Genomic DNA, 18,097 nt, shown 5'->3' on the forward strand with positions numbered 1-18,097 from the left:
CGTCCGGGTGCGGTCAGTGACGGCCGCGCGTGCGCGGGTCGTCGAGGTCTTCGGTCGGATCGGTCAGCCCGAGCTCGTCGCCCGCGCTCCAGTACGGCGTGCTGCCGTAGAACTCGTGCAGCGGCTCGGCCCATTGCGGATCGGCCATCGCCGGCCAATGGTCCTTGTCGAACCCCGGCGCGTTGCGAATCCGCTCGGACGACACCGACAGCAGGAAGCACTTGCGTTCGGTATCGAGCGTCAGCGCGCTCCACGGAATGGCGTGCAGCTTGTCGCCGATGCCGAGGATGCCGCCGCTCGACAGCACCGCATACGCGATGCGGCCCGAGCGCACGTCGAGCATGATGTCCTTGATCTTGCCGACGTCGTCGCCGTCGGTCGTATAGACCTTGTCGCCTTCCAGCGTATCGGCCGCCATCACGTCGGGGCCGGGGCCGGCCGCCGTCGCGGCGCCCTTGCCGATGATGCGGGTCTGCCCTTGATTGGGAGTCTGCATGGTGTCCTCCTGGCTGCGTGGGGCGCGACCGTGCCCGGGGGCGGGCCCTGCGGGTCGCGCGGGTTGTCGAGGCGGAGCGGGATCGCCCCGTCACGTCTGCTTCGGTTGCGACACGCCTTCCAGCGTGTTCGCGACGTCGTCGCGCTCGGGGCTGGCCGTGCGCGTCGCGATGTCGGCGAGCGACAGCATGCCGACCAGTCGCTTGTCGTGATCGACGACGGGCAGCCGGCGCAGTTGCGCATCGGCCATGTAGTGCTGGATCTCGTCCAGCGGATCGTCGTCGAAGCACCATTCGATCGGGCCGGACGCGACCTCCTGGATTCGCGTCTCCGGCGGCTTGCCGGCCGAGATCGCGCGCACCGCGAGGTCGCGGTCCGTCACCATCCCGATCAGCCGGTTGTTGTCGCACACGGGCAGCGCGCCGATGTCGTAGCGCTCCATCAATTGGGCGGCGTGACGGATCGAGTCGGTCGGGGCGATCCGCACGACGTCCTGCGACATGATTTCGTTGACGCGATGCATGAAGTTCTCCTTCCGGTAGGGGTAGCAAGGTGCCGATGCGGCCGGTGCGATTCAGCAAACTTCAGCAAACCGCATGCCGCGCGCGGGCCGTCTCGTCACGCGTCGTCGCGGTCGCGCTTGTCGTCCCGCGGGCCGCCGCCGTGCGTGCCGGCCGGCTTGTCGGTTTCGATGCGCGTGACGCCGCCGGTCGAGGGCGGGTCGCTTGCAGGAAACGTGTCCTCCAGCTGCTTGTCGATATGGCGCTCCGAATGGCGCGTGCGCGTGCGGTCCTGATCCTTCAGCGGCGGTTGCGGGTCGGGCTGCCGCTCGTGCGCCGGTGCGTCGTGGCCCGGCCGGGTCGAATCCTTCATGGCGGTGCTCCGTATCGTGACGAGGAGCCTGTGTGGCGCAACCGGCGTGCCTGCTCCGTGCGCACGGCACGCGCCTTGCCACTGCGACGACCACGACCACGACGACGACCATCACGACCCGGCGCAACAGGGTGCCTGCTGCGCGCACATCGAGCGGGAGGCACGATGACGATTCCGAAACGACGACCAGGCGTGCGCTACGAAATCAACGTATGCGGCGGCGGATTCGATTCGGTGAAAAGCCATTTCGATACGTGGAAGCACGAACCGCTGATCTACCGGCCCGAGCGCCGGATGTTCGAAGGCAAGGCCGACGTGCGGCGGCTCGGCGACGAGACGTTCGGCGCGACCGAACCCGCGCGCTTCGCGCTGCAATGTGCGTGCGAGCCGTCGGATCCGTATGCGCTCGCCGCGCGCGTGCGCGACGACGGCCGCGAATTGTGGCTCGTGATGGCCGCGTACGACGCGTAGCCGCGTGCTTGCAAGATTTGCAGCGACCGGTGTAGCGAAGGCACGGCGCGCCGCGCCGGATCGCACGCATGCGTATCGATCCCCGTGGGGTGCGGCGTGCGGCAACCCGAACGGACGGCACGCGGCTTGCGAATCCGCGATACGCGGCCGTCGCGCCGATCCCGACCCGAACTTCGCAACGAGGGAATGCCGATGACACCCGAACCCGCGCAGTGGCTGCAACGGCCCGAACCGCCGTTGCCCGACATCGAGCCGGACCCCGCGCCGCCCGGTCCCGAGGACGTGCCGCCGGACATGCCCGAACCGTACCGGGAACCGGAGGGCGATCCGCCCGGGCATGCGCCGCCGGAACGCGATCCGCCGTCGCCTGAGCCGCCGGTGCGTGCACGGGCAACCGGTGCGATGCCGCCGAGACGAAAGGAGGGCCTGCAATGAGCATCCGCATGAAACCCGGCATGTTGCGCGACATCGCCGAAACGCTCGGCCGCCATTTCGAGGCGCGCGCGCTGCCGTTCCACGTCGAGGAGCACCCGGCCGGCGCGCTGCATATCGGCTTTCGCGTCGACGGCCATCCGGCGTCGTTGACCGTGACGTTCGACGCCGACGCGTTCGCCGCGCTCCAACAGGCCGACGTCGACCGGCAACGCGGCACGCTCACGCGCGTCGCGGCCGAATTCGACACGATGATGGCGCGCCGCGCACCGACCGCGTACGCGGGCGATTTCCATTTCAACCGGCTCTGAGCCGTGCCGTAACGGCCAGCCCGGAGCCGTCGATTCCAGGGAGGATTCGATGAACACGATCCAGACGATACGCGCGGGCGCCTGTGCGTTCGCCGCGGCATGCGCGCTGGGCGCATGCACGCAACCGGCCAGCGGCCCGTACGGCACGCATGCGGCGCCGCCCGCGCCGCCCGACGGGCGCGGCGCGCAGTCGACCACGACGATGCCGGACGCGAACACGCGCTACGACACGCGTCCGTCGCCGGGCAACACGATGCCGCGCGGCACGACCGTCGGCGAACCGGCCGACGTGCCGCCGCCGGGCCCGAACGGCACGCAGGGCGACCAGCCGCTGCCGGGCACGCCGCCGCCGATGCAGTACTGACAGGACGCCCCGCGGCGACGCGCCGCGCAGGCACGACGCGACGCCGCGTCACGGCATGCCGCACCGCGATGCGGCCGGAGGAACGCGATGGCGAATCAGCACGAGCACCTGGAGGACTGGCTGCGCGATGCGTACGCGATGGAGCGCCAGGCCGAGACGATGATCGACGCGCAGATGAGGCGGGTCGGTCACTATCCGGCGTTGCAGGACCGGCTTCGGCTGCATCTCGACGCCACGCTCGGCCAGCAGGCGCTCGTCGAGGCGTGCCTGATGCGGCTCGGCACGTCGCCGTCGGCGACCAAGGACCTCGCCGCGCGCGTGGCCGCGTACGGGCAGATCGCGAGCGGCATGCTCGCGGACGACGAAATCGTGAAGACGGCGCTCGCCGCTTATGCGTTCGCGCAGCTCGAGATCGCCGCCTACACGGCCCTCGTCGCGGCTGCGCAGGCGGCCGGCGAAGACGAAATTCGCGCGGGTTGCGAGGGGATTTTGCAGCAGGAGCGCGACATGGCCGCGTGGCTGCTGCGCCATCTGCCCGAGTTGACCATCGCGTTTCTCGACCGGTCGGCGGTGGACCGCATCGACGCGAAGCGGTAGCCGCGCGGCCCGTGGGGCGCTTGCGGAACGTGCCGCTTCTCGTGAGCGAAATACGTGCCCCCTAACTTGCCCCCGGCTTGTAAAAAAGCGGCTCTGGCGCGTGGCGAAACGGGGTGCGAACCCCCGAGAACCGCTTCGCAGCATGCTTCACGCGACTGGCACGGAAGCTGCATGACGTTGGGCAGAAGCTATACCGCGAACCGCGAACCCAACGTCAGGAGGCTTTCGATGCCCGTCTCGCTTGCGCTGCAGATGCGACAGCATCTGGCACTTACGCCGAGGCTCCAGCAGTCGCTGCGACTGCTTCAGTTGTCCTCGCTCGAGTTTCAACAGGAATTGCGCCAGGCGCTCGACATGAACCCGTTTCTGGAAGACGGCCAGGGCGACGAGGAAACCGCTGCGGCGCCCGCCGAGGCGCCGAGCGAAGCGGCCGCGCCCGACGCGGCGCCCGAGCGCGACGACATCCGTGCGCCGGACGGCGAGGTGCCGTTCACGGCCGCGCCCGCACCGCGCGGCACGAGCCGTCAGGGCGACGACGCCGACGGCTTGTCGCCGGGCGAATGGATGGCCGCCGAACCCTCCCTGCATCAGCAACTGCACGATGCGCTGCGACTCTATCCGCTGAACAGGCGCGACCGCGAAGCCGCGCGCCTCGTAATCGATGCGCTGGACGACGACGGCTATCTGCGCCAGGAGCTGTCCGAACTGCTGGTGGCCGCCGATCCGGCCTTGCTGCTGTCGGAACAGGATCTGGCGGTCGCGCTGCGGCTCGTGCAGATGCTCGACCGCCCCGGCATCGCGGCGCGCTCGTTGTCCGAGTGCCTGGTGCTGCAACTCGACGCGATTCCCGCCGGCACGCCGGCGCTCGCGGAAGCGAAGACGATCGCACGCGAGCATCTGGAGCGGCTCGCGCGCCGCGAGACGGCCGAAATCCAGCGGCGCCTCGGCTGCAGCCCGCACACGCTGCAGGCGGCCTGCGCGCTCGTGCGCGGGCTCGATCCGCGCCCCGGCAATCACTACGGCAGCACGCGCGGCGACTACGTGGTGCCCGACGTGATCGTGCGCCAGGTGCGCGACGAATGGATCGTCACCATCAATCCGGCGGTGCTGCCGCGCGCCCGCTTGCACGAACGCTATGCGACGCTGTTCGCGCAGTCGAGCGGCGAGCGCGATTCGCCGCTCGGCCAGCAGTTGCAGGAAGCGCGCTGGCTGATCCGCAACGTGCAAAAGCGCTTCGACACGATCCAGCGCGTGGGCGAATGCATCGTCGCGCGGCAGCGCGATTTCTTCCGCTACGGCGAGATCGCGATGAAGCCGCTCGTGCTGCGCGACATCGCGGAAGAGCTCGACCTGCACGAATCGACCGTCTCGCGCGCGACCGGCAACAAGTACATGGCCACGCCGCACGGCACGTTCGAGTTCAAGCATTTCTTCCCGCGCAAGCTCGAGGCCGCCGGCAAGGGCGTGTGTTCGGCGTCGGCCGCGAAGGTGCTGATCCGCGACATGATCGCGGCCGAGCGGCAGACCGACCCGCTGTCCGACGTCGCGCTCGCGGAGAACCTCGCGGGCCGCGGCATTCTTCTTGCGCGTCGGACAGTGACCAAGTATCGCCAGGCGATGAAGATTCCGCCGGCCGACCTGCGGCGCCGCGACGCCGCGTGACGGCCTCATTGTTCCAACCCGCGCGTGCCGCGCGTTGCGTCGGCTCGCGCGCCAACGAGAGGAGCGCAACCATGCCAGCCAAATCCCAGGCCCAGCAGCGCGCCGCCGGGGCCGCGCTGTCGGCCAAGCGCGGCGACACGAAGATGAAGGACTTGAAGCCGCCGTCGAAATCGATGGCCAAGTCGATGAGCGAGAAAGAGCTCGAGAAAATGGCTTCCACGCCCACGCACGGCAAACCGAAACACAAGCACGATGCGTGATCGGCGCCGACGTTTAGTGACGACCGCTGTCATCCAGGAGGGTTCCATGCTTCGATACGCCATCATCTTCTTCGTCATCGCGATCATCGCCGCCGTGTTCGGCTTCGGCGGCATCGCGGCCGGTGCGGCCGAGATCGCGAAGATCCTGTTCTACATCTTCGTCGTGATCTTCCTGGTCACGCTGCTGCTCGGGGTCGTGCGCCGATGACGGTCACGCCCGACCGGTCGCAACGCATCGCGGAACTCGAGCATGCGTTCGCGATCGGTTTTCCGTCGCAGTCGACGGTCGTCGTGCACGCGGACGACACGTCCGGGCGGCTGACGATCCACGTGTCGTGGGTGCGCGTGCCGTCCGACGAGGACGCGCGCGAATGGCGCTGCACGGTCGACATGCGGTTCGACGCGGACGTGATCGAACGCTACGCGACGCTCGATACGGCCGACCGGCTGCGCGTGCGCACCCAGCTGTGCGACCGCGCGCGGCGCGCGGTGGACGAGCACAAGCCGCGCGTCGAGGACACGGTGATCGAATGCAACGTCGCGCTCGACGTGACGGCCGTGGCATTCGACGCGGCGCTGCGCGCGCCCTGACACCGCCACCGGCCCGCGGCCGTTCGCGGCGCGCCGGGCCGGCTTTTCCTGCCGTCCGCACGCGCGCGCCGCGGCGTGTCGCCGTGCGGCAGCGGCTTCCTACCGAATCCCACGAGGACACCTGACGATGACGACTCCCCCCTCCGCCGGCAAGACGCCCCCGACGCAACCGACGCCCCCGCACGACAGCGCGAAGTCGCGCCAGCTCGACGAGCATCGTGCGCGCCCCGACGGCGAGGCGCTGCGGACCAACCAGGGCGTGCGGATCGCCGACAACCAGAACACGCTGCGCGGCGGCGCGCGCGGCCCGTCGCTGCTCGAAGATTTCATCATGCGCGAGAAGATCACGCATTTCGATCACGAGCGCATTCCGGAGCGGGTGGTGCATGCGCGCGGCTCGGCCGCGCACGGCGTGTTCCGCGTGTACGAACCGATGGCCGAGTACACGAAGGCCGCGTTCCTGCAGGACCCGGCCGCCGAAACGCCGGTCTACGTGCGCTTCTCGACCGTGCAGGGGCCGCGCGGGTCGTCCGACACCGTGCGCGACGTACGCGGCTTCGCGGTGAAGTTCTATACGCAGGAAGGCAACTACGACCTCGTCGGCAACAACATGCCGGTGTTCTTCATCCAGGACGCGATCAAGTTTCCCGACTTCGTGCATGCGGTAAAGCCCGAGGCGCCGAACGAGATGCCGACCGGCGCGTCCGCGCACGACACGTTCTGGGACTTCGTGTCGCTGGTGCCCGAAACCACGCACACCGTACTCTGGCTGATGTCGGACCGGGCGCTGCCGGCGAGCTATCGCGCGATGGACGGCTTCGGCGTGCACACGTTCCGCTTCGTGAACGCGGCCGGCGCAGAGCGTTTCGTGAAATTCCACTGGCGGCCCGTGAGCGGCGCGTATTCGCTGCTGTGGGACGAGGCGCAGCGGATCGCCGGCCACGACCCGGATTTCAACCGGCGCGACCTGTGGACGGCGATCGAGCGCGGCGACTATCCAGAGTTCGAACTCGGCGTGCAGATGATCGACCCGGCCGATGCGGATAAATTCGACTTCGACCTGCTGGATCCGACCAAGCTCGTGCCGGAAGAACGCGTGCCGGTGCGGCCGATCGGCCGGATGACGCTGAACCGCAACCCCGACAACTTCTTCGCGGAAACCGAGCAGGTCGCGTTTCACCCGGGCCACGTGGTGCCGGGCATCGATTTCACGAACGACCCGCTGTTGCAGGGGCGGCTGTTCTCGTACACCGACACGCAGCTGAGCCGGCTCGGCGGCCCGAATTTCCACGAGATTCCGATCAACCGGCCGGTGTGCCCGTTCGCGAACAACCAGCGCGACGCGATGCATCGGCAGACGATCAACGTCGGGCAGGCGTCGTACGAGCCGAACTCGACGAGCGGCGGCTGGCCGCGCGAGACGCCGCCCGCGCCGTCCGGCGGCGGGTTCGAGACCGTGCCGGAGCCGCTCGAAGGCCACAAGGTGCGCGTGCGCAGCGAATCATTCGCCGACCATTTCTCGCAGCCCGCGCTGTTTTATCAGAGCATGACCGACATCGAGCAACGGCATATCCGGGACGCGTACTGCTTCGAGCTCGGCAAGGTGACGCAGCCGCACATTCGCGAGCGCGTGGTCAACGAGATCATCGCGCGCTTCGACGCGGGGCTCGCCGCGCAGGTCGCCGAACGACTCGGTCTGCCCGCGCCGCAGGCGGCCGCGACGCCGGTCGTCGCGCAGCGCTCGCCCGCGCTGAGCCTGATCGGCCGCGCGAAGCCCGGCATCCGCTCGCGCAAGATCGCGCTGATCGCGACGCCCGGCGTGAACCCGGTGCTCGTCGAGCAGGTGCGCGACGCGCTGCTGGCCGCGCACGCGGTGCCGACGATCGTCGCGCCGACGCTCGCGCCGATCGGCGGCATCGTGCCGGAGGCGACGCTCGTCGGCATGCCGTCGGTGATGTTCGATGCGGTGTTCGTGTGCGGCGGCGACGGCGATGGCCGCGATCTCGCGCACAGCGCCGACGCCCGCCATTTCGTGCGCGAGGCGTTCAAGCACCTGAAGCCGATCGCGGCCGTCGGATCCGGGCGGCACTTGCTCAGCGCCGCGCACCTGCCGGATCCGGCCGAAGGTGTGTGCGTCGGGCAGCCGGTCGATCTCGACACGGTACTGAACACGCTGTCGGATCACCTCGGCCAGCATCGCGTGTGGGCGCGCGAGCAGCAGGCGGCGGAGTTGCCGGCATAGCGCGAAATTGGCCGATCGCGGCCGATAGCGGTTTGGGCCGTACCGCGCGCCTGCCTTCGGGCGGGCGCGCATCCGGCAAGGAGGAACACGCATGGCACCGCGGATGATATGGAAAGGCGCGATCAGCTTCGGGCTCGTGCACGTGCCCGTGCAGCTGTTTCCGGCGACGCGCACCGTGAAGCCGTCGTTCCGGATGCTCGACAAGCGCTCGATGGACCCGATCGGCTATCGGCAGATCAACAAGCGCACCGGCAAGGAAGTCACGCGCGAGGATATCGTGCGCGGCTACGAGTACGAGAAGGAGCGCTACGTCGTGCTCACCGACGACGAAATCCGCGCGGCGAACCCGGAATCGACGCAGACCGTCGATATCCTGACCTTCGTCGACGCCGACGCCGTGTCGTTTCTCTATCTCGACACGCCGTACTACCTGGTGCCCGACCGCAAGGGCGAGAAGGTCTATGCGCTGCTGCGCGACGCGCTGAAGGACAGCGGCAAGATCGGCATCGCGCTCGTGGTGATGCGCGACCGCCAGCATCTGGGCGCGCTGATTCCGGTCGGGCCGATACTCGCGCTCGATACGCTGCGCTGGCAGGAAGAATTGCGGCCGCTCGACGAATTGCCGGTGCCGGCCGCCGACGCGAAGGGCGCGGGCGTGACCGCGCGCGAACTCGGGATGGCGAAGAAGCTGATCGACGACATGTCGGGCACGTGGACGCCCGACGAATATCACGACACGTTTCGCGACGACATCCTCGAACTGGTGGAGCGCAAGGTGCGCGCGGGCAAGATCGAGGAGATCGAGGATCGGCCCGCGCAGACGGGCCGCGCGGCGAGCAACGTCGTCGATCTCACTGAATTGTTGAAGCGCAGCCTGAAGGGCGGCGCCGGTGCGCGGGCGGCGGATCTGCGTGCGGAACGCGATGAAGGGGAGGACGACGCGTCGTCGTCACCGTCATCCGGGCGGGGCGGCGCGCGTCGCAAGCCGCCATCGAAATCCGCGTCGAAGGGCACGACGACGAAAACCGCGGCGAAGAAAACCGCCGCGAAACGCAGCGCGGCGAGCGACCATGCGACGAAGAAGACCGCCGCGCGCCGCAAGCATGCGGCGTGACGCCCATCACGCCGACTCCGATTTCGATTCCGATTCCTCCGACGAGGTGACGCGATGGCCGGCAAGCTCGATCCGTATCGCCGCAAGCGCCATTTCGGCGCGACGCCCGAGCCCGAAGGGGCGCACGGAAAGCGACGCACGAAGGCCGATGCGCGGGCCGACACGAAAGCGGGCACGAAGCCGAAGGCGAAGCCTGCCGCGCGCGAGCGCCAGCCGCTGCGCTTCGTGATCCAGGAGCACCACGCGCGCCGGCTGCACTACGACTTCCGGCTCGAACTCGACGGCACGCTGAAGTCGTGGGCCGTGCCGAAGGGGCCGAGCTTCGATCCGCAGGTCAAGCGGCTCGCGGTGCACGTCGAGGACCATCCGCTCGAATACGCGTCGTTCGAAGGCGAGATTCCGGCCGGGCATTACGGCGCGGGGTCGGTCGTCGTCTGGGACGAGGGGACGTGGACGCCCGACGGCGGCGTGGCGCAGGCGCGCCAAGGCTATCGGGCGGGCAAGCTGACGTTCCGGCTCGACGGCGAGAAGCTGCACGGCGGCTGGGCGCTCGTGCGCAGCGGGCGGCAGGAAGGGCGCCAGGAGCAGTGGCTGCTGATCAAGGAAGGGGACGACGCTGCCCGCAGCGCCGACGAATTCGACGTCGTCGGCGAGCGGCCGGGGAGTGTGCACGACGGTGCGTCCAACGGCGCGGCGCGCAAGCGCGCGACGCGGCGCGGCCGCTCGACGGACGAGGGCGGCGATGGACCTGACGCGCGACACGCTGGTGACGCCAGCCACGAAAGTGAAGAAAGCCCGCCCCCCGCCGATCCGTCGCAGGTCGAAGGCGCGGTGCGTGCGCCGCGGCCCGAGCGCGTCGCGCCGCAACTCGCGACGCTGGTCGACGCGCCGCCGACCCAGGGCGGCTGGTGCTACGAACTGAAGTTCGACGGCTATCGAATTCTCGCGCGCATTGCAGGGAAGGGCACGCGCCGGCGCGTCACGCTGATGACGCGCGAAGGCCGCGACTGGACCGCGAAGCTGCGCGCGCAGCGCGACGCGCTCGCGGCGCTCGACGTCGACGACGCATGGCTCGACGGCGAGGCCGTCGTGCTCGGCGAAAACGGTCTGCCCGATTTCCAGGCGTTGCAGAACGCGTTCGGTGCGGACCGCTCGGACACGGTCACGTTCTTCGTATTCGATCTGCCTTATCTCGACGGTTACGACCTGCGCGACGCGCCGCTCACCGCCCGTCGCGCGCTGCTCGAACCGCTGCTCGCGAACAGCGACCCGGCGTGCGTGCGCTTTTCGCCCAATCTCGGCGAGGACGTCGCGTCGCTGATCGCGAGCGCGTGCGACACCGGCCTCGAAGGGCTGATCGGCAAGCGTGCGGACTCGCGCTATCGCGCCGGCCGATCGCCTGCGTGGATCAAGCTCAAATGCCGGCGCCGGCAGGAGTTCGTGATCGGCGGCTTTACGGAGCCGTCGGGCACCCGGCACGGCTTCGGCGCGCTGCTGCTCGGCGTGCACGAGCCGCCGGCCGCCGGCAAACGGCGGCGCGGGCCGGCGCCGCTGCACTACGTCGGCCGCGTCGGCACCGGCTTCGACGCGCGGATGCTCGACCGTCTCGCCGCGATTTTGCGCAAGCACGAACGCGACACGATGCCGTTCGATGCGCCGCCGCGCGAACGCACGCGCACGCGCGTGCACTGGGTCGAGCCGACGCTCGTCGCCGAATGCGAATTCGCGGAATGGACCGGCGACGGGATCGTGCGGCAGGCGGCGTTCATCGCGCTGCGCGACGACAAGCCGGCGGAGCAGATCGTCCGCGAGCGGCCGAAACACACGGAAACGGAGGTGACGATGGATCAACGCCAGACCCCGCACGACGACACACGCAAGCGCGCATCGCCTGCCGCTCACGAGACCGCCGATCGCAAGCGCCCGTCACGTGCGCGTGCGGCCGCGCGCGCCGAAGGCGACGCGTCCGGCCCCGACACGCTCGGCCGCGTGCGCATCACGCATCCGGAGCGCGTGCTCGACCCGCAAGGCGGCACGCGCAAGATCGATCTCGCGCGTTACTGGCAGTGGGTCGCGCCGTGGCTGCTGCCCGACCTGAAAGGCCGGCCCGTGTCGCTCGTGCGCGCGCCGGGCGACATCGCCGGCGAGCTGTTCTTCCAGAAGCACGCGGAGCGCCGCGAGATTCCGTTCGTCACGCAGCACGAAGGGCTCGATCCCGGCCACGGGCCGCTGCTGTCGATCGACAGCGTCGATGCGCTGCTCGGCGCCGCGCAGATGGGCACGGTCGAACTGCACACGTGGAACGCGCACGCGTCGAACATCGAGCGGCCCGACCGCATCGTGTTCGACCTCGATCCCGATCCGGCGTTGCCGTGGCGCACGATGATCGACGCCGCGCAACTCGTGCGCGGGCTGCTCGACGAGCTCGGGCTCGTATCGTTCTGCAAGACGAGCGGCGGCAAGGGGCTGCACGTCGTCGTGCCGCTCACGCGGCATGCGGGCTGGGACGACGTGAAGGACTTTTCGCGCGCGGTCGCGCAGCACGTCGCCGGCACGCTGCCCGACCGTTTCACCGCGACGATGGGGCCGCGCCACCGGCGCGGCAAGATCTTCGTCGACTATCTGCGCAACGGGCGCGGCGCGAGCACGATCGCCGCGTATTCGGTGCGCGCGCGGCCCGGCATGGGCGTGTCGGTGCCGCTCGACTGGGACGAAGTGCCCCACACGACAGGCGGCGCGCAATGGACGATCGATACGCTGCACGAGCGGCTGGACACGCTGAAGCGCGACCCGTGGGAAGACTATGCGGGCACGCGCCAGCGCATCACCGCGGCGATGCGGGCGCGGCTCGGCGCCGACGCTTGAAGCGTCAGCGCCGACGCTGCTGCAGCCGGTAATACCAGTTCATCAGCGGCGTGGCGGAGATTCCGTGCGCGACCACCGACGCCGATACCACGGCCAGCACCGGCGCCGCGAGCGGGCGCACCACTTCGGACGGCCCGTGCTCGAGCGCGAACAGCAGGTAGTAGAACGAGCCGATCCCGCGGATGCCGAACCACGCCATCAGCCGCCGCTGCGCATGCGTCGCGCGCGAGCCGGTGAGCGTGACCAGCACCGCGAGCGGACGCACGGCGACGAACAGCGCGGCCGCCAGCGCGAGGGCGCCCCACGTGAGCAGCGGGCCGGGCAGCGTCGCGAGCACGCTGCCGATCATCGTCATCACGACCGCTTCGGCGATCCGTTCGAGCTCGATCGTGAAGCCCAGCACCGATTCGGCCATGAACGCATGCGCTTTTTCCGGATGCTTCTCGGTGGCGACCACGTCTTCCGAATCGATCTGGCCGATCACTTCGCGCGGCGGCCGGTCGCCGCTCGCCCGATGCTCTACGCGCCGCATCGCGACGCCGGCTGCGAACGTCGCGATGAAGCCGAACGTGTGCGCGAGCTGCGCGGCGCCGAACGACAGCACGATCAGCGCGAGCGCGAAGAAGCCTTCGAGGCCGAGCGCCTGCGCGTGCCGCGTGCGCAGCCAGCCGATCGTCTTCGTCGTGACCCAGCCGAGCCCGCCGCCGATCGCGACCGCGCCCGCGATGCCCCACAGCGCGACGAGCGCGAACGTGCCGGACAGCGGCGGAATGCCGTACGTCGCGCCCGGCGCGCCGCACAGCGCGAGCCCCGCGAGCGCGAACGGCAGCGCGATGCCGTCGTTCATCCCGCCTTCGCCGGACAACGCGAAGCGCACCAGGTCGCGATCGCCGGGATCGTGCACCTGCACGTCGTGCGCGAGCACCGGGTCGGTCGGGGCGAGGAGCGCCGCGAGCAGCAGCGCGGGACCCCAGCCGAGACCCAGCGCGAGCACCGCGCACGCGGCGAGCAGCGGCACGGTGACGATCATCGCGAGCAGTCCGAGCCGGCACGGTACGAGCCACAGCTTGTCGGACAGCGGCACGCGCAGCCGCAGCCCGATCGCGAACAGCGACACGAGCAGCGCGACCTCGACGATCTCGCGCAGCAGTTGCCCGTCACGTTCGAGGTCGAGATGCAGCAGGCCGGCGCCGGCCGGGCCGAGCGCGACGCCGATCACCAGGTAAATCATCGCGGAGCTGCACGGCAGGTGACGCAGCGCCGACGTCACGACGCCCATGCCCAGCAGCACCGCGCCGACGATCAGATACCAGAGGGTTTCGTGCATGCGTGGGAATCGCAGCGGAGGGAGACGGGCGGCGCGCCAGCCGTCAGGGCTTGCGGCCGAAGGCTTCGCGCAGTTTCCGCTTCGCGCGTTCGAGCGTCGTACGGCGCGTCTTCGGCAGGTTGCGGCCCGCGCGGTTCACGTAGAAGTTCAGCATCGACATCGCCGACTGGAACGGCGACGCCTTGCGGCGGCGGCTGTGTTCGGCCGAGTGCTTCAGCGACGCCGCGATCTCGGCCGGATCGTCGGATTTGAAGATGTCGGGCTCGATGTCGAGCGCATCGCTTTTTTGCGTGACTTCGCCAGACCAGCGCTTGCGGTGGGCCGGGTCGGCGCTGCGCGCGCGGCCCGGGCGGCGCGTGTGGCGCTTGCCGTGAGCGTGGGAAGCGGAAGCAGAAGCGGAAGGCATAAGGCAAGGGCTCCGTATGGGATGACAGAAGGGGCGTGCGAACAGAGGGGCCGCAAATCGCGTGCCGCGTCGCGAACCTGACCGGTGACGGCATGGGCCTTGCTGAAGGATCGGAGCAGGAATTTCCATCACGCGATCACCCATAGGGAGAAAACGCCATGAAGTCAGCAGCATTCGAATCGAAGTTCGTCGCGCGGCGCGTGCTGGCCTGCGCGGCCGTCGCGATCGTCGCGGCCGCGCCGGCTGCATGGGCGCAGAATTCGCAGCGCTCGGACGAGGGCACCGGTGCGCCGAATCCGTCGATGGACATGTCGACGCTGGGCACCAACGGCAATACGACCGCGCCGCCTCCGCCGGCGGGCACGCAACGGCATGGGGCGAAGCACGGGATGCGTTCGCACAGCGGGGCGGCAGGCCACGTGAAGCCGGGCGGCGGCCCGAACGGCGCCGGCCAGGGCGGTAGCGGCGGCATGGGCGGCGGGGTCGGCGGCGGGTCGGGCGGGGCCGGCGGGTCGGGCGGCACGGGCGCCGGCAACGGTGGTTCGGCGGGCTCGACGGGCACGGGCGGCGGCGGGGCCGGAGGGACGGGCGGCGGTTCCAGCGGTTATTGACGGCGCCGTGCCGGCGCGGCCGGCACGGTGCGATGGCGGCGCGGTTTCCCGGGACGGGCCCGCCGCCACCACGCAGGAGGACATCATGCAATCGAATTCCCGGATTTTCCTGGAGAACGACGAGATCGACAGCGACGCAACCGACGTGGACGATCTCGACACGACGGTTCACGTGGACGTCGAAACGGGCAGGGTCATGTTCCATGCGGCCTGGGCGAACGCCGTCGAGGCGCCGCCAGAGGCGGCCCGGCATTCGGTCGTGCTCGCGCTCGAATGCTCGACGATGGAGCGCTACGCGGATCTCGACGACGGCGCGCGGATGCGCGTGCACGCGATGCTGCACGACGCCGTGCAGCAGACGCTCGAGCAGTTGCCCGATACCGACGAAAACCTGACGCTGACGGTCGAGCTGACCGACGCGATGCTCGACGCCGCACGTCATCTGCAGTAATCGCGCCGGATCGACGTACGGCGTCGCCACGGCGTCCCCACGGCGTCCCGTTACATCCCGTTGAAATCTTTGCAGCCGGGCGCGGCGACGGGCGGCGGTCGGTCCTCCCCTGCGTGGGCGGCCGCCGTCGATCGCGGGTCGTTCCCCATTGTCCCGCATCGCGCACGAAGCGACGAGGGCGATGGGCCGCGGCGCTGGCGGCGGAATGGCGATTGCTGCACGACGGGAAACGGCACGGCGTGTGCCGTCCCACCCTTATTCCCGTCCACGGAGGCACTCATGAGCGGCAGGCTGGATCATTGCAAGATAGCGATTCTCGCGGTCGACGGCTTCGAGGAAGCCGAACTCGTCGAACCGCAGCGCGCGCTCGCGGCCGAAGGCGCGCAGGTGGACGTGATTTCGCAGAAGCGCGGCGAGATCCAGGGTTTCCGGCACGTCGACAAGGGCGAGCGCGTGAAGGTCGATCGCACCTTCGACGATGCGCGCGAAGGCGACTACGACGCGGTCGTGCTGCCGGGCGGCGTCATCAACGGCGATGCGATCCGGATGGTGCCGGCCGCGCGCGAATTCGTGACGGCGGCCGTCGGCGCCGGCAAGCCGGTCGCGGCGATCTGCCACGGCGGCTGGCTGCTGGTATCGGCCGGGCTGGTCGAGGGCAAGACGATGACGAGCTGGCCGAGCCTGCAGGACGACATCCGGCACGCGGGCGGCAAGTGGGTGGACGAGGAAGTCGTGCGCGACGGCAACCTGATCACGAGCCGCAAGCCGGCCGATCTGCCCGCGTTCAACGGCGCGCTGGTCGAGCGTCTCGCGGCGCGGAGGGCATGAGCGATGCCGGCCGATTCCCCGCGCGCCGTGACGCTGACCGACCAACCGCCCACGTTCGACGGCGCGGCGCTGCAGTTGCGCTTCGTCGTCGACGTCGACGGGGCGCCGCAGGCGTGCGCGATCACGGTGGAGGCGCTGGAAGATCATTTCGGCGCGCGCTCCGCGCTGGAGGCCGATCTGCGCGACGCGTTCGAGCAGGGCCGTGCGCGGATCGAAGCCGCATGCGCGGACGTGCTGGCGAGCGGCAACCACGACGTGGTGCTGCACAGCGGGTATTTCCGTGCGCCGGCCGGCGCGGCGCGGGCGGGGTTGTTTCGCTCGCGGGAACCCTGAGCGGGCCGCATTTCGTCTCGCGTTCCCGGCCTGTAACCGGTCTGTTTCAGGCCGGTTTCACCGGACGTTTCCCGTGTCCGCCGTTGCCCTGCCGTTACCGATTACATGCCGTTGAAAACTTTGCAGCGGCTCGAACGCGTTCGCGTGGTGCCACATCGCGCGGCGCGCGCACTGCACGGCCACCGATTGAACGACACCGGTTGGCACGCTCCCTGCATGTCCATGACGTTGCCGGCGCACGATACGCGCCGCTGGCCGATGCGACGCCGGTGTCGCGTCGCGCGTAGCCGCCAACGGGGAAACGAGCATGCTGACCGCCCATGAATTCGCCGCACTGTTCCTGGTGCATCGCGCACCGGAACAGATTCAACTCGACCGCGACGATATCGTCGCGCTCGTCGAACGACACCTGATCGTGATGGAGCGCGACGATGCGTCCGGCCAACATCGGCCCGCGCTGACCGCCGACGGCCTGTCGGTCCTGCACAGCGTGCAGCGGCACGACGGGGCCCGGTCCGACGCAACGGAAGCGGAAGCGTGACGCACCGGGCCGCCCGCGGCGCTCAGCGTGCGATCGCGACGGGCGCATTGACCTGCACGACCGGCGGCTGGCCGTCGAACGGCGGCGCGTACAGGAAGCGGTCGATCACGCCGGCCTCGAACAGCAGACAGTAGGTCGAGCCGCCGAACTGGAAATAGCCGATCTCGTCGCCCTTGTCGACGCGCTGCCCCGGCATGACGTCGATCACGCACGACGACACGTCGCCCATCCCGACGAACACGGCGGCCACCGTGCCGATGCCGGGATCGTCGCTGGAGATCGCGACCACCGCGCGCGCGGCGACCGCCGTCATGTAGCCCTGCGAGTCGTTGAGCCCGGCCGGGTCCGGGCCTTCCGCTTCGGAGACCGAGTAATAGGCGCCGTCGACGCGATACGCGTGCGTGACCACGCCGCGCACCGGCGCATGCCAGCGATGGTAGTTGTACGCGCTGAGGTAGGCCTGGTAGACGTCGCCGCCGACGAAGCGCTCGGCGAGCGACAGCCACGCAGGCGTGAACAGGTCGCGCAGCGAGTACGGCTGCGATTTGATCCAGAACGTGTCGCGCAGCTTCACGTTCGTTTCGGTGTGATACGGCGCGGCCTCGCACGCGCTGACGATCACGTGGGGATCGTCGGGCGCCGCGACGGGCCGCGCGCCGTCGCGAAAGCGCCGCGTGAAGAAGTCGTTCCACGAATCGAAGCCCCAGTGGGGCTGGTCTTCGCGATACTGGAACTGCGACAGCCCGAGGCGCTTGCGGGCTTCGTCGCAGAACCAGCCGTCGGGCGGCGACGTGTCGAGATGCGCGCGCGAATGCGGGCCGCCGAGGAAGTCGCACCACGCATTCAATACGCGCTTCAACTGCGCATTGACGGACGCGTCGCGAAACACCGCGTGGCCCGACGGCATGCACATCGGCCAGTCGAAGAATGCGTTCAGCGGGCACACGATCAGGCTTTCCTCGCTGAACGGCGGCGTGTAGGTCATCAGATGGTCGAGCACGGTCATCAGTCCGCCGATCGACGCGTAGCCGAGCCGGTATCCCGCTTCGCGCGCCTCGTCGATCGCGCGCGTCAGACTCATGCGCAACACGGCGTTGTCGTCGAACAGCCGCGCGAGTTCCTGCACGGCCGGCGTGCGCAGCTGCTCGCCGGCATGCGCGCGCGCTTCGTTCGCGATTTTTTCGCGGAACGCGGCCATGTGCGCTTCCTCGCTGGCCATCCATTCGCCGAGGCGGCGGCGTGTGGCGGGCGGCGCGTTGCGATTCGTCGGCATCGTCTCCTCCGGAATGGTTAGGGGGCGAAGCGATGGAGCAAGACGCTTGC

At 69.6% G+C, this 18,097-nt stretch carries 23 protein-coding genes; 17 read left to right on the forward strand and 6 right to left on the reverse strand.

The window, feature by feature from the left end; translation table 11 throughout:
• Nucleotides 1-13: 13 nt before the first annotated feature.
• The 3 genes from AC3IFE_RS05785 to AC3IFE_RS05795 form a co-directional block, all read right to left on the reverse strand.
• The gene (locus tag AC3IFE_RS05785) at nucleotides 14-496 is read right to left on the reverse strand and encodes a PRC-barrel domain-containing protein (protein WP_089471206.1); all 483 of its coding nucleotides are present in this window, start codon (nucleotides 494-496) and stop codon (nucleotides 14-16) included.
• 90 nt (nucleotides 497-586) lie between these two features.
• A complete protein-coding gene (locus tag AC3IFE_RS05790) occupies nucleotides 587-1,018 on the reverse strand; it encodes a CBS domain-containing protein (protein ID WP_089471207.1) in 432 nt (143 codons plus the stop codon).
• A 95-nt stretch (nucleotides 1,019-1,113) separates the two neighbouring features.
• Entirely contained in the window at nucleotides 1,114-1,368 is a 255-nt protein-coding gene (locus AC3IFE_RS05795; RefSeq protein WP_489189856.1) for a hypothetical protein, read from the reverse strand.
• 165 nt (nucleotides 1,369-1,533) lie between these two features.
• Here AC3IFE_RS05795 and AC3IFE_RS05800 point away from each other — a divergent pair, with 165 nt between their 5' ends.
• The 12 genes from AC3IFE_RS05800 to ligD all read left to right on the forward strand — a co-directional run bounded on the left by AC3IFE_RS05800 (nucleotide 1,534) and on the right by ligD (nucleotide 12,277).
• Nucleotides 1,534-1,839 carry a hypothetical protein gene (locus tag AC3IFE_RS05800; protein WP_489189857.1) on the forward strand — a complete coding sequence of 102 codons (306 nt, stop codon included), beginning with the start codon at nucleotides 1,534-1,536 and terminating at the stop codon, nucleotides 1,837-1,839.
• Nucleotides 1,840-2,031: 192 nt separating this feature from the next.
• Nucleotides 2,032-2,274 carry a hypothetical protein gene (locus AC3IFE_RS05805; RefSeq protein WP_489189858.1) on the forward strand — a complete coding sequence of 81 codons (243 nt, stop codon included), beginning with the start codon at nucleotides 2,032-2,034 and terminating at the stop codon, nucleotides 2,272-2,274.
• Entirely contained in the window at nucleotides 2,271-2,582 is a 312-nt protein-coding gene (locus tag AC3IFE_RS05810; protein WP_489189859.1) for a hypothetical protein, read from the forward strand. Before AC3IFE_RS05805 ends, AC3IFE_RS05810 begins: the two co-directional genes overlap by 4 nt.
• 49 nt (nucleotides 2,583-2,631) lie before the next feature.
• Complete coding sequence (locus AC3IFE_RS05815; RefSeq protein ID WP_089471211.1) at nucleotides 2,632-2,946, forward strand: hypothetical protein; 315 nt, start codon at nucleotides 2,632-2,634, stop codon at nucleotides 2,944-2,946.
• A gap of 87 nt (nucleotides 2,947-3,033) precedes the next feature.
• On the forward strand, nucleotides 3,034-3,543 hold the full coding sequence (locus AC3IFE_RS05820) for a DUF892 family protein (RefSeq protein WP_489189860.1): 510 nt from the start codon (nucleotides 3,034-3,036) through the stop codon (nucleotides 3,541-3,543).
• Between the two features lie 228 nt (nucleotides 3,544-3,771).
• Nucleotides 3,772-5,205 carry an RNA polymerase factor sigma-54 gene (locus AC3IFE_RS05825; RefSeq protein ID WP_489189861.1) on the forward strand — a complete coding sequence of 478 codons (1,434 nt, stop codon included), beginning with the start codon at nucleotides 3,772-3,774 and terminating at the stop codon, nucleotides 5,203-5,205.
• Between the two features lie 71 nt (nucleotides 5,206-5,276).
• Nucleotides 5,277-5,465, forward strand: a complete 189-nt coding sequence (locus AC3IFE_RS05830; RefSeq protein WP_006498333.1) for a DUF3008 family protein — start codon at nucleotides 5,277-5,279, stop codon at nucleotides 5,463-5,465.
• A 46-nt stretch (nucleotides 5,466-5,511) separates the two neighbouring features.
• Nucleotides 5,512-5,673, forward strand: a complete 162-nt coding sequence (locus AC3IFE_RS05835) for a DUF1328 family protein (protein ID WP_006498332.1) — start codon at nucleotides 5,512-5,514, stop codon at nucleotides 5,671-5,673.
• Complete coding sequence (locus AC3IFE_RS05840) at nucleotides 5,670-6,056, forward strand: DUF3022 domain-containing protein (RefSeq protein ID WP_489189862.1); 387 nt, start codon at nucleotides 5,670-5,672, stop codon at nucleotides 6,054-6,056. Before AC3IFE_RS05835 ends, AC3IFE_RS05840 begins: the two co-directional genes overlap by 4 nt.
• Nucleotides 6,057-6,183: 127 nt before the next feature.
• The gene (gene katE / locus AC3IFE_RS05845; RefSeq protein WP_301736889.1) at nucleotides 6,184-8,298 is read left to right on the forward strand and encodes a catalase HPII; all 2,115 of its coding nucleotides are present in this window, start codon (nucleotides 6,184-6,186) and stop codon (nucleotides 8,296-8,298) included.
• 91 nt (nucleotides 8,299-8,389) lie between these two features.
• Nucleotides 8,390-9,412 (forward strand): non-homologous end joining protein Ku, encoded by a 1,023-nt coding sequence (gene ku, locus AC3IFE_RS05850; RefSeq protein ID WP_489189863.1) that lies wholly within the window; start codon nucleotides 8,390-8,392, stop codon nucleotides 9,410-9,412.
• Nucleotides 9,413-9,466: 54 nt separating this feature from the next.
• On the forward strand, nucleotides 9,467-12,277 hold the full coding sequence (gene ligD / locus AC3IFE_RS05855; protein WP_301736891.1) for a DNA ligase D: 2,811 nt from the start codon (nucleotides 9,467-9,469) through the stop codon (nucleotides 12,275-12,277).
• 4 nt (nucleotides 12,278-12,281) lie between these two features.
• Here the strand turns inward: ligD and AC3IFE_RS05860 are convergent, their stop codons facing one another.
• Nucleotides 12,282-13,604 carry a cation:proton antiporter domain-containing protein gene (locus AC3IFE_RS05860; protein ID WP_089471218.1) on the reverse strand — a complete coding sequence of 441 codons (1,323 nt, stop codon included), beginning with the start codon at nucleotides 13,602-13,604 and terminating at the stop codon, nucleotides 12,282-12,284.
• A gap of 43 nt (nucleotides 13,605-13,647) precedes the next feature.
• Nucleotides 13,648-14,010 (reverse strand): DUF3175 domain-containing protein, encoded by a 363-nt coding sequence (locus AC3IFE_RS05865; protein ID WP_089471219.1) that lies wholly within the window; start codon nucleotides 14,008-14,010, stop codon nucleotides 13,648-13,650.
• Nucleotides 14,011-14,168: 158 nt separating this feature from the next.
• On the opposite strand from AC3IFE_RS05865, the gene AC3IFE_RS05870 reads away from it, so the two are divergent.
• From AC3IFE_RS05870 to AC3IFE_RS05890, 5 genes are all read left to right on the forward strand, one after another.
• A complete protein-coding gene (locus AC3IFE_RS05870; protein ID WP_489189864.1) occupies nucleotides 14,169-14,621 on the forward strand; it encodes a hypothetical protein in 453 nt (150 codons plus the stop codon).
• Between the two features lie 85 nt (nucleotides 14,622-14,706).
• The gene (locus AC3IFE_RS05875; protein WP_301736894.1) at nucleotides 14,707-15,072 is read left to right on the forward strand and encodes a DUF3022 domain-containing protein; all 366 of its coding nucleotides are present in this window, start codon (nucleotides 14,707-14,709) and stop codon (nucleotides 15,070-15,072) included.
• A gap of 279 nt (nucleotides 15,073-15,351) precedes the next feature.
• Nucleotides 15,352-15,900 (forward strand): type 1 glutamine amidotransferase domain-containing protein, encoded by a 549-nt coding sequence (locus AC3IFE_RS05880; protein ID WP_089471221.1) that lies wholly within the window; start codon nucleotides 15,352-15,354, stop codon nucleotides 15,898-15,900.
• 3 nt (nucleotides 15,901-15,903) lie between these two features.
• Nucleotides 15,904-16,233 (forward strand): DUF1488 family protein, encoded by a 330-nt coding sequence (locus AC3IFE_RS05885; protein ID WP_089471222.1) that lies wholly within the window; start codon nucleotides 15,904-15,906, stop codon nucleotides 16,231-16,233.
• 307 nt (nucleotides 16,234-16,540) lie between these two features.
• Entirely contained in the window at nucleotides 16,541-16,774 is a 234-nt protein-coding gene (locus AC3IFE_RS05890) for a hypothetical protein (RefSeq protein ID WP_089471223.1), read from the forward strand.
• A 22-nt stretch (nucleotides 16,775-16,796) separates the two neighbouring features.
• Here AC3IFE_RS05890 and AC3IFE_RS05895 read toward each other — a convergent pair whose 3' ends face one another.
• A complete protein-coding gene (locus AC3IFE_RS05895; RefSeq protein WP_489189865.1) occupies nucleotides 16,797-18,047 on the reverse strand; it encodes a phosphatidylserine decarboxylase family protein in 1,251 nt (416 codons plus the stop codon).
• Nucleotides 18,048-18,097: the final 50 nt, after the last annotated feature.

Source organism: Burkholderia sp. APQ4-4ca (genome assembly GCF_057837105.1).

Coding starts and splice junctions, on each gene's coding strand:
- AC3IFE_RS05820 (WP_489189860.1), top strand. CDS start 3,034: ATGGCGAATCAGCACGAGCACCTGGAGGACTGGCTGCGCGATGCGTAC.
- AC3IFE_RS05790 (WP_089471207.1), bottom strand. CDS start 1,018: ATGCATCGCGTCAACGAAATCATGTCGCAGGACGTCGTGCGGATCGCC.
- AC3IFE_RS05835 (WP_006498332.1), top strand. CDS start 5,512: ATGCTTCGATACGCCATCATCTTCTTCGTCATCGCGATCATCGCCGCC.
- AC3IFE_RS05825 (WP_489189861.1), top strand. CDS start 3,772: ATGCCCGTCTCGCTTGCGCTGCAGATGCGACAGCATCTGGCACTTACG.
- AC3IFE_RS05830 (WP_006498333.1), top strand. CDS start 5,277: ATGCCAGCCAAATCCCAGGCCCAGCAGCGCGCCGCCGGGGCCGCGCTG.
- AC3IFE_RS05815 (WP_089471211.1), top strand. CDS start 2,632: ATGAACACGATCCAGACGATACGCGCGGGCGCCTGTGCGTTCGCCGCG.
- ligD (WP_301736891.1), top strand. CDS start 9,467: ATGGCCGGCAAGCTCGATCCGTATCGCCGCAAGCGCCATTTCGGCGCG.
- AC3IFE_RS05895 (WP_489189865.1), bottom strand. CDS start 18,047: ATGCCGACGAATCGCAACGCGCCGCCCGCCACACGCCGCCGCCTCGGC.
- AC3IFE_RS05885 (WP_089471222.1), top strand. CDS start 15,904: ATGCCGGCCGATTCCCCGCGCGCCGTGACGCTGACCGACCAACCGCCC.
- AC3IFE_RS05785 (WP_089471206.1), bottom strand. CDS start 496: ATGCAGACTCCCAATCAAGGGCAGACCCGCATCATCGGCAAGGGCGCC.
- AC3IFE_RS05800 (WP_489189857.1), top strand. CDS start 1,534: ATGACGATTCCGAAACGACGACCAGGCGTGCGCTACGAAATCAACGTA.
- katE (WP_301736889.1), top strand. CDS start 6,184: ATGACGACTCCCCCCTCCGCCGGCAAGACGCCCCCGACGCAACCGACG.
- AC3IFE_RS05860 (WP_089471218.1), bottom strand. CDS start 13,604: ATGCACGAAACCCTCTGGTATCTGATCGTCGGCGCGGTGCTGCTGGGC.
- AC3IFE_RS05880 (WP_089471221.1), top strand. CDS start 15,352: ATGAGCGGCAGGCTGGATCATTGCAAGATAGCGATTCTCGCGGTCGAC.
- AC3IFE_RS05805 (WP_489189858.1), top strand. CDS start 2,032: ATGACACCCGAACCCGCGCAGTGGCTGCAACGGCCCGAACCGCCGTTG.
- AC3IFE_RS05810 (WP_489189859.1), top strand. CDS start 2,271: ATGAGCATCCGCATGAAACCCGGCATGTTGCGCGACATCGCCGAAACG.
- AC3IFE_RS05840 (WP_489189862.1), top strand. CDS start 5,670: ATGACGGTCACGCCCGACCGGTCGCAACGCATCGCGGAACTCGAGCAT.
- AC3IFE_RS05890 (WP_089471223.1), top strand. CDS start 16,541: ATGCTGACCGCCCATGAATTCGCCGCACTGTTCCTGGTGCATCGCGCA.
- ku (WP_489189863.1), top strand. CDS start 8,390: ATGGCACCGCGGATGATATGGAAAGGCGCGATCAGCTTCGGGCTCGTG.
- AC3IFE_RS05870 (WP_489189864.1), top strand. CDS start 14,169: ATGAAGTCAGCAGCATTCGAATCGAAGTTCGTCGCGCGGCGCGTGCTG.
- AC3IFE_RS05865 (WP_089471219.1), bottom strand. CDS start 14,010: ATGCCTTCCGCTTCTGCTTCCGCTTCCCACGCTCACGGCAAGCGCCAC.
- AC3IFE_RS05795 (WP_489189856.1), bottom strand. CDS start 1,368: ATGAAGGATTCGACCCGGCCGGGCCACGACGCACCGGCGCACGAGCGG.
- AC3IFE_RS05875 (WP_301736894.1), top strand. CDS start 14,707: ATGCAATCGAATTCCCGGATTTTCCTGGAGAACGACGAGATCGACAGC.